This window comes from Trichocoleus sp. ST-U2, assembly GCF_039961875.1.
Lineage (GTDB): Bacteria > Cyanobacteriota > Cyanobacteriia > Cyanobacteriales > FACHB-T130 > FACHB-T130.
Map to the genome: position 1 here is coordinate 1 of NZ_JAMPJY010000093.1, position 6,792 is coordinate 6,792.

Here is a 6,792-nt window from a genome sequence, read left to right on the forward strand (position 1 = left end):
CGCCCGTCTGAAGGCGCTCGGATTGAGGACTTTCAACTGTTGGTAGAGCATGAGCAGATTCAGTAACGCTTACCTACTTTTGGCTCATTTTCTTGATTCATGCAAGAGGTCTAATCATCTGCTGCGAACGATCGCATGGCTGATTTCGTTTCGGTTGTCTTGGCGGATACGGAAGATACATGGGGGAATCTGTTTCGCCAAAACGGAGAAAACTATGTCGAGCCGAAGTTAGTTCTCTTCTCAAATTCGGTACAGTCGGCTTGTGGTTCTGCAAGTTCTGCCGTTGGGCCGTTTTATTGCCCCGCCGATCAAAAAGTCTACATTGACTTAAGTTTCTATCAGGATTTGAAGTATAAGCTCAACGCACCTGGAGACTTTGCCCAAGCGTATGTAATTGCTCACGAGGTTGGGCATCATGTGCAGAACTTAATGGGAATTTCTAGTAAAGTTCGTACATTACAGCGTCAAGCTAGTCGCGCAGAGGCGAATCAACTTTCAGTCAGGTTGGAGTTACAAGCAGACTGTTTTGCTGGCATCTGGGCGCATCATGCCAATCGTTCCCGGCAAATTCTGGAGGAAGGCGACGTTGAAGAGGCGCTGAATGCTGCTAGCAGTATTGGCGACGATCGCTTGCAGAGTCAGTCCAAAGGGCATGTTGTCCCGGATTCTTTTACTCACGGTAGTTCAGCACAGCGAGTCCGCTGGTTCAAGCGGGGGATTCAGACAGGGGAACCTGTACAATGCAACACCTTTGCAGCAGCAAATCCCTAACAAAATAGGGTGTTGGAATTTTAGTAGCAAGCAATCGCAATCTCCAAAGCGCGATCGCTTTTTTATTCATGGTTGCGATCGCGCTTTGGAGCTTATCGATGGCAAAGACGATAAAATTCTGTCATAGCGGCAACGATACCGAACTCAAGGTGATGACAACAGCGATTCCTTCATCCCTTACCCTCGAAGAATTCCTAAAACTGCCAGAAACTAAACCTGCCAGTGAATTTATTGGCGGTCGAATTCACCAAAAACCGATGCCTCAAGGCAAACACTCTCGCCTACAACTTAAATTTTGTGATGCTGTCAATGCAGTTGCAGAAACTCCACGAATTGCCTTAGCGTTTCCAGAATTACGCTGTACAGTTGGTTGGCACTCGATTGTTCCAGATGCTTCTGTAGTCCTTTGGGAACGAATTCCTTTTGAAGCGGATGGCGAAGTACCGAATGCTTTTGAAATTTACCCGGATTGGACGATAGAAATTCTCTCACCCGAACAGAGAGCTACTAAAGTCATTAGTAACATTTTGCACTGCCTTAAATATGGCACTCAGTTAGGATGGTTAATCGATCCAGATGAGCGGTTAATTTTGGCATTTATTCCAGGACAGGAACCTGTCGAGTTAGCAGGAAGCGATCGCCTACCAATCCCAAAATTCCTCGCTTTGGATTTAACCGTTGATCGAGTCTTTGGATGGCTTAGAGTTGGTTGATTGGTACTGAACTCTGCATCATACTCAATTGACACTATACATAAGCGCGATCGCTTCTAGCTTCCGATTGCGATCACAATGGGGTGATGCTGAAACGAACAGCTACCATAATATTGAAGAGCTATGCGCCGTCTACTTTGAAAGATTAGGTTCCACAACATTTGGGAAATTTTGAAAATTGCGCCGCACCCAGTCCATACCCACTTCATTATTGAGTTTAATTTTCTGAGGCGTATTCGGATAAATTTTACCCAAAATATCAGCATCTTGATCAACTACCACCTTGCCAAACTTGAGATATGTCCTGCCAAATAGCTTAAAGGCAAGGTGCTTAGCTTGACCAAATAGCAAAATGTAAGTCCTTGTGCGGTTCTCGGCTTCTGGGATAAAGATGTGACACTGGACTACTTTACCTAATGGCATTTCACCATGAAAAATCACCAGAGATGGGAAGTAGTTTTCCAGGTGGGCTTTGATGCTTGTCGGGAGTAGGAATAAATCGAGTTTTCTCAGCTTTTCTGCCAAGCTGTAAGGGGCGGTGGGCATATCATAAAACGCATGGGAATGATACCCATTGTCAATGAATTGATGAAATTCCACATTGGTAACTCGGAATAATTCCTGGTGAGTACCGTTTTGGTGATTATAGTCGTGCATATTCAGCAACATAGTCAGCAAATCGGTCTCTACACTTGTATCTGCGGTATGCCCGACAAAGTAGTAGGTATCTGCAATGTCATTCAGGACTGCGGGAATCGGCACTTTTGGCTCGTATCCGCCGTAAGACCAGATGAAATCTCCTTGAATTGTTAACTCTAACGGTTTCAGTTGAGGCAACGTTTTCTTTTCCGTTCCCGGCAAAACGGTGCATCCTTCTGAATCAAACGGCAAGGCATGAAACGGGCAGACGACAGTACTCGTACCATCCGTGTGTGCTTCGCACCATCCTTCTGACAACATTGCTCCCATGTGAGGACAGGCATTGGGCAGGGCATGGATTCTTCCAGCAGCGTCTTTCCACATCACATAATCATTACCATACAGAGAAATCTTCCGAGGTTGGTTCACTACCAACATCGACTTGTGCGCCAACAACCAAGGCGCACCGAAAAGCATAGACTGCATAATGTTCTCCGGTAGAGATAAAATTGTGAATAATCCGTCGTGTTTTCAGAATATGACAGAATATTCACATTCGTCAAGAAGTCTGCGCCGTCAACCCAAACAGCAGCGAGGTAAAGAACGGGTCGAAAAAATCTTGGATGCAGCAGCGGCAGTGTTTGACGAAGTGGGCTATGAAGCGGCAACCACCCATCTGATTGCAGCCAAAGCGGGGACGGCAATTGGGTCTTTGTATCAGTTTTTTCCCGATAAAGCTGCCATTTTTAAGGCGATGGAATTACGCCATACCGAGCGGGTTAAGGCCTTGTGGTCAAGCGCAGATACACCAGAGATGGTTCGATTACCACTCCGACAGATGATCAAGGGATTGGTCAGCGCGATCGCACAGATGTTTGAACAACCTGTGTCACGGGTGGTGTTTGTGCAGTTTTTTATATCCCGCGAGATTTTCCAGTCGATCGATGAAAGCATGACCCAGGAAGCAATTGACTTCATGGCTGGTCTCTTAAAGCAAAGAAATTCGGCATTGAGTAAAGCGCAATGTAATCTACTGGCAGAGGTTTGCGTCCACAGCAGTAATGCTGTTCTTCTGTCGGCACTTCGCAACCCAGATCAACAGCATCGTCAACAGTTGGTGCAGCAGATTGAGGACTTGTTGGTGTCATATTTAGAGCCGTATGTAGGGGACGGTCGGCTGGGCGGTGTAATGAAAGTAATGAAGTGTCTGCATTGTCAATCGGAGCAGCTATCTAAAAACGGGTATCGAAGGGGGAAGCAGTGCTATCGCTGTAAGGAATGTGGGAAACAGTTTGTGGAGAATTCTCAGCGTTTCTGACCCCCGTTCGCTAGCAGTATCAATCGCCCTGACTTCACACCCAAAAAAAGCGATCGCTTTCTTTATTCATGGTTGCGAATCGCCACCAATCCCAAAATTCCTCACCGTTGATCCGGTCTTTGGATGGCTTAGGGTAGGCTGATGAGCGATGAATGCATCAGTATGGGCGATCGCACTAACAGACACCTACCATAAAAAGCAACCTACGGCAAAATAAGAGGAAGGTTAACACAGTCGCGGCTATGTCTAAAAGCAAAAAGCACAATCTCAAATGGCTCAAAGAAACCTTAGAGCTAAAAGAAGACCATAACTGGAAATCAAAGCCAGGAACTCGGATCTTCGTAGCAGGACGAGGAGCCTTGCGCTTCGATGTCCCTGAGGATTGGCATTTTGAACCGGATGAGAAGTCATTCCGGTTTTTAGACAAAAAGCCACCCAACGATGATGCTCGCTTAGAAGCTTCCTTTAATTTACTGCCGCCTGGAAACTGGAAAGATTTTCCCTTGGTTCCGTTATTAAAGAAGGTAGTTAAAGATGATGAACGTCAGCCGATCGAGCGAGGGGAAATTATTCAACTCAAGCGTCAAACTGCCCGCATTGTTTGGACTCAGTTCAAATTTATTGACCCAGAAGAACACCGCGAAGCTTATTCCCGAACCTGTATTGGGCTAGGTTCTGGTGTTCAGTGTCTGATTACTTTTGACTACTGGGTGGACGATGCAGATCGCCTAATTCCTGTCTGGGATACGGTTATGGATTCGTTAGTTCTAGGGCTTTATATCCGCGATCCTCGAACCGGACTGGCATTACCCGACTAGAGGTTGGGGGATCTAAATTCTCAAACTGTGATGGCAAGAAAAGTTTGCGATCGCTTTGTTCATTCCGAAGAGCGATCGCGCTGGTGCCTACGTGCAGCTAAAACCAACCTACAGCAGCTATCTATTAGGCTGTAGTCTGGGTGTGTACGACATTGTACAGATGAAATTCGTTTCGGGCTAAACCTTCCCAATACGGTTGCTCTGGGTTGAAACCCGGTTGCTTGAGAATTGCTTCAAACGCTTCCTTGCTTTCCCATTGACCGTAGTTAAACATCCGAGTACCATCAAGACTTCGATGAAAGGTAGCTGAGAGTAACCCCGGTGAGTTGCTCATTGCACGTTCTAATTCAGCAGAAGTGCGTCTAACCATCTCAGGTTGATTAACTGGCATCATGCGAAATTCAGCAAGGTGCGTCACTCGTTCGCCTTCAGCAATTTCAACTTCTGCCGATAGAGAGCGACTGGCAGTTACTTCCAGTAAGAGTGAATCAGGTGGGAAGAACTCACTGAACACGGTTGGACGAGACAAGCTGCGATGATCAAATTTGGGCTTCCACTGGCTATAAGTAAAAACTCGTACCCTATCTAAACTACGATGGACACTGGCTGATAAGAAGTAAGGATTGTCAATCCAGGATTTGATTTGCTCTTGCACAACTGCCTCAATCAAGGCTGACTGATGGCGTTCTGCAACAGCATACAGGTCTAGCCCAACGAGCGCCGTATTACCTCGGTCAATCTGCACCATAGTTTTATGCTCCTAAACCAGTCAGTACATCATGATTGTCCTTCACAGGTATGAGTTAGTTGATGAGAGTGAAGACCACCTCGTGAAGCGACATTTGAAACTCATTGTTGGCAAGTGAGCGCATCACCATGAGAGGCTCAGCCATCGGAGGATTCGCGTTCATCTTGGCATACAATTCTTGGGAACTCCACAGCCCATAATTGATTGCGCGGGCACCATCAAGACTTCGATGAAAGTGTGTTGTAATTAATCCAGCTTGTCCTGAGATTTGCTGTATCGCTTCTGCAGTAGCTTCTAAAAAGCGAGGTTGATTAGCAGGATCTTTCAATCTAAACATACCGAAGTTGATGAGTTCCGGCATGTTCGCTGTGATTTGCATTTGACTGTCTGCTGGCTCACTCATAAAAATGTCATAAAGATGGGAGTCTGGAGCAAAGAAGCCAGTAATCTTAGTCGCTAGAGCGATATCGCGGTTATTGATATAGGCTTCATAACTAGCTTGATTTTGCCACTGTACATAATTGACAACACGCAATCCATCTAAGCTGCGATGAATTGCATTTGCAATGTATCCAGGTTGCTGTTTAAGGATATCGTGAGTGTAGGCTATCAAACTATCTATCAATAACCATTGTTGGTCAGGCTGGGTAACAAAAATATCTAGTTCTGCCAGAACTGGGTTGTCCTTGAATACGGTAAGCATTTAGATGATTCCTCTGTGCTGATTATGTGCTGATTGGTCAGACCAAAACGCAGCGAATTGCCCAACTGATAATACAGAGTCTGCTTACTGGCGTATAGTCGATTTTTGCAGCTTTAGAAGATTCTTGCTATTTCTTAAGAAATTGTTTCGGTGTAACTCCAGTAAGGCGCTTAAAGTGTCTGCCAAATTGGCTCTGACTGGCAAAACCAACTTTCAAGGCAATATTTGCAATACTCTGCTGCTCCTGCATCATTAATTCCTGAGCGCGTTCGATACGGCGTTTAATCACATATTGGTAGGGAGAGTAACCTGTAGACTGCTTAAACAGTCGGGCAAAGTGATACTGACTCATACCGAGTTCGGTGGCAATCGCCTCTAAGGACACATCTTCTGCTAGATGAGCTTGGATATAGTCGATCGCCTGTTGCAATTTATGATTAGGTAAACGACCAGAGCAAGCCTGTATTTCTCGCCTTCGAGTTGAGTAATGCCGTAATAGATGAACGGTTAAGGCATTTGCCATCGACTCCGCATAAAGACGATCGCTTAACCCATCTATTTCTAGTTCTGCTTTGAGTGCCAAACCAATTTGCTGAATCAGAGGATCGCAAATCTTAGGCTGTGGCACAATTTGGATATGGTTTGCATCGACCGATTCGTACACGGCAGAGGCAAACAGCTTCGGTTCAAGGCGAAGTAACAAGAATTCTGCATCAGTATCCCAAAACAGTTTGCGATGCAGATAAGGAGGCGTAATCATAATGTCGCCTTCAGCCAGAAGATCGCTACTGCGTCGCCCGTCTATTGTCCGTTCTAACTGAATGGGTTGACCAAGATGAATACTGAGGAGGTAATTCGGGAGGCAACACTCAGACTCCCTATTAGCAGGTTGATGATGGTGTTCAACCTGAAGAATATCTGAGACAATGTCTTGACTTCGCAAAATTGGCGATCGCGGCACAACCTGTAAGAGCTGATTTATAAAGTAAATCTGAAGACAGGGAGTGGATAGCAATGCCGCCAATACCATAAGTGGATGTTGCCTAAAACTGCGGCTATGACTAGAAAAGCCTATAAAAGCG

6 protein-coding genes and 3 pseudogenes are annotated in these 6,792 nt (G+C 45.7%); 5 read left to right on the forward strand and 4 right to left on the reverse strand.

Translation table 11 applies throughout. The features are described from left to right. Positions 1–129 precede the first annotated feature (129 nt). Both NC996_RS28005 and NC996_RS28010 read left to right on the forward strand, forming a co-directional pair. Positions 130–771 (forward strand): annotated as a pseudogene (locus tag NC996_RS28005) (neutral zinc metallopeptidase); the annotation flags it as partial. A gap of 152 nt (positions 772–923) precedes the next feature. Next, entirely contained in the window at positions 924–1,484 is a 561-nt protein-coding gene (locus NC996_RS28010) for a Uma2 family endonuclease (protein WP_190684884.1), read from the forward strand. Positions 1,485–1,616: 132 nt separating this feature from the next. On the opposite strand, the gene NC996_RS28015 is transcribed toward NC996_RS28010, so the two are convergent. Continuing rightward, entirely contained in the window at positions 1,617–2,609 is a 993-nt protein-coding gene (locus tag NC996_RS28015) for a Rieske 2Fe-2S domain-containing protein (RefSeq protein WP_190684868.1), read from the reverse strand. A gap of 52 nt (positions 2,610–2,661) precedes the next feature. Between NC996_RS28015 and NC996_RS28020 the strand changes: the two are divergent. The 3 genes and pseudogenes from NC996_RS28020 to NC996_RS28030 form a co-directional block, all read left to right on the forward strand. Further along, positions 2,662–3,264, forward strand: a pseudogene (locus tag NC996_RS28020) (TetR/AcrR family transcriptional regulator); the annotation flags it as partial. A 57-nt stretch (positions 3,265–3,321) separates the two neighbouring features. Further along, a pseudogene (locus NC996_RS28025) lies at positions 3,322–3,426 on the forward strand (TetR/AcrR family transcriptional regulator); the annotation flags it as partial. A 257-nt stretch (positions 3,427–3,683) separates the two neighbouring features. Next, positions 3,684–4,259, forward strand: coding sequence for a hypothetical protein (locus NC996_RS28030; RefSeq protein ID WP_190430493.1), 576 nt, complete (start codon positions 3,684–3,686; stop codon positions 4,257–4,259). Positions 4,260–4,383: 124 nt separating this feature from the next. Here the strand turns inward: NC996_RS28030 and NC996_RS28035 are convergent, their stop codons facing one another. The 3 genes from NC996_RS28035 to NC996_RS28045 all read right to left on the reverse strand — a co-directional run. Further along, positions 4,384–5,007 (reverse strand): antibiotic biosynthesis monooxygenase, encoded by a 624-nt coding sequence (locus NC996_RS28035; protein ID WP_190684875.1) that lies wholly within the window; start codon positions 5,005–5,007, stop codon positions 4,384–4,386. A 55-nt stretch (positions 5,008–5,062) separates the two neighbouring features. Next, entirely contained in the window at positions 5,063–5,710 is a 648-nt protein-coding gene (locus tag NC996_RS28040; protein WP_190684878.1) for an antibiotic biosynthesis monooxygenase, read from the reverse strand. A 127-nt stretch (positions 5,711–5,837) separates the two neighbouring features. After that, positions 5,838–6,792: AraC family transcriptional regulator (locus NC996_RS28045; RefSeq protein ID WP_206754643.1), on the reverse strand; the 955-nt coding region annotated here is incomplete at its 5' end.

Bases quoted from the DNA above. Each gene is read 5' to 3' on its own strand.
- NC996_RS28015 (WP_190684868.1), bottom strand. From the start codon at position 2,609: ATGCAGTCTATGCTTTTCGGTGCGCCTTGGTTGTTGGCGCACAAGTCG.
- NC996_RS28010 (WP_190684884.1), top strand. From the start codon at position 924: ATGACAACAGCGATTCCTTCATCCCTTACCCTCGAAGAATTCCTAAAA.
- NC996_RS28030 (WP_190430493.1), top strand. From the start codon at position 3,684: ATGTCTAAAAGCAAAAAGCACAATCTCAAATGGCTCAAAGAAACCTTA.
- NC996_RS28040 (WP_190684878.1), bottom strand. From the start codon at position 5,710: ATGCTTACCGTATTCAAGGACAACCCAGTTCTGGCAGAACTAGATATT.
- NC996_RS28035 (WP_190684875.1), bottom strand. From the start codon at position 5,007: ATGGTGCAGATTGACCGAGGTAATACGGCGCTCGTTGGGCTAGACCTG.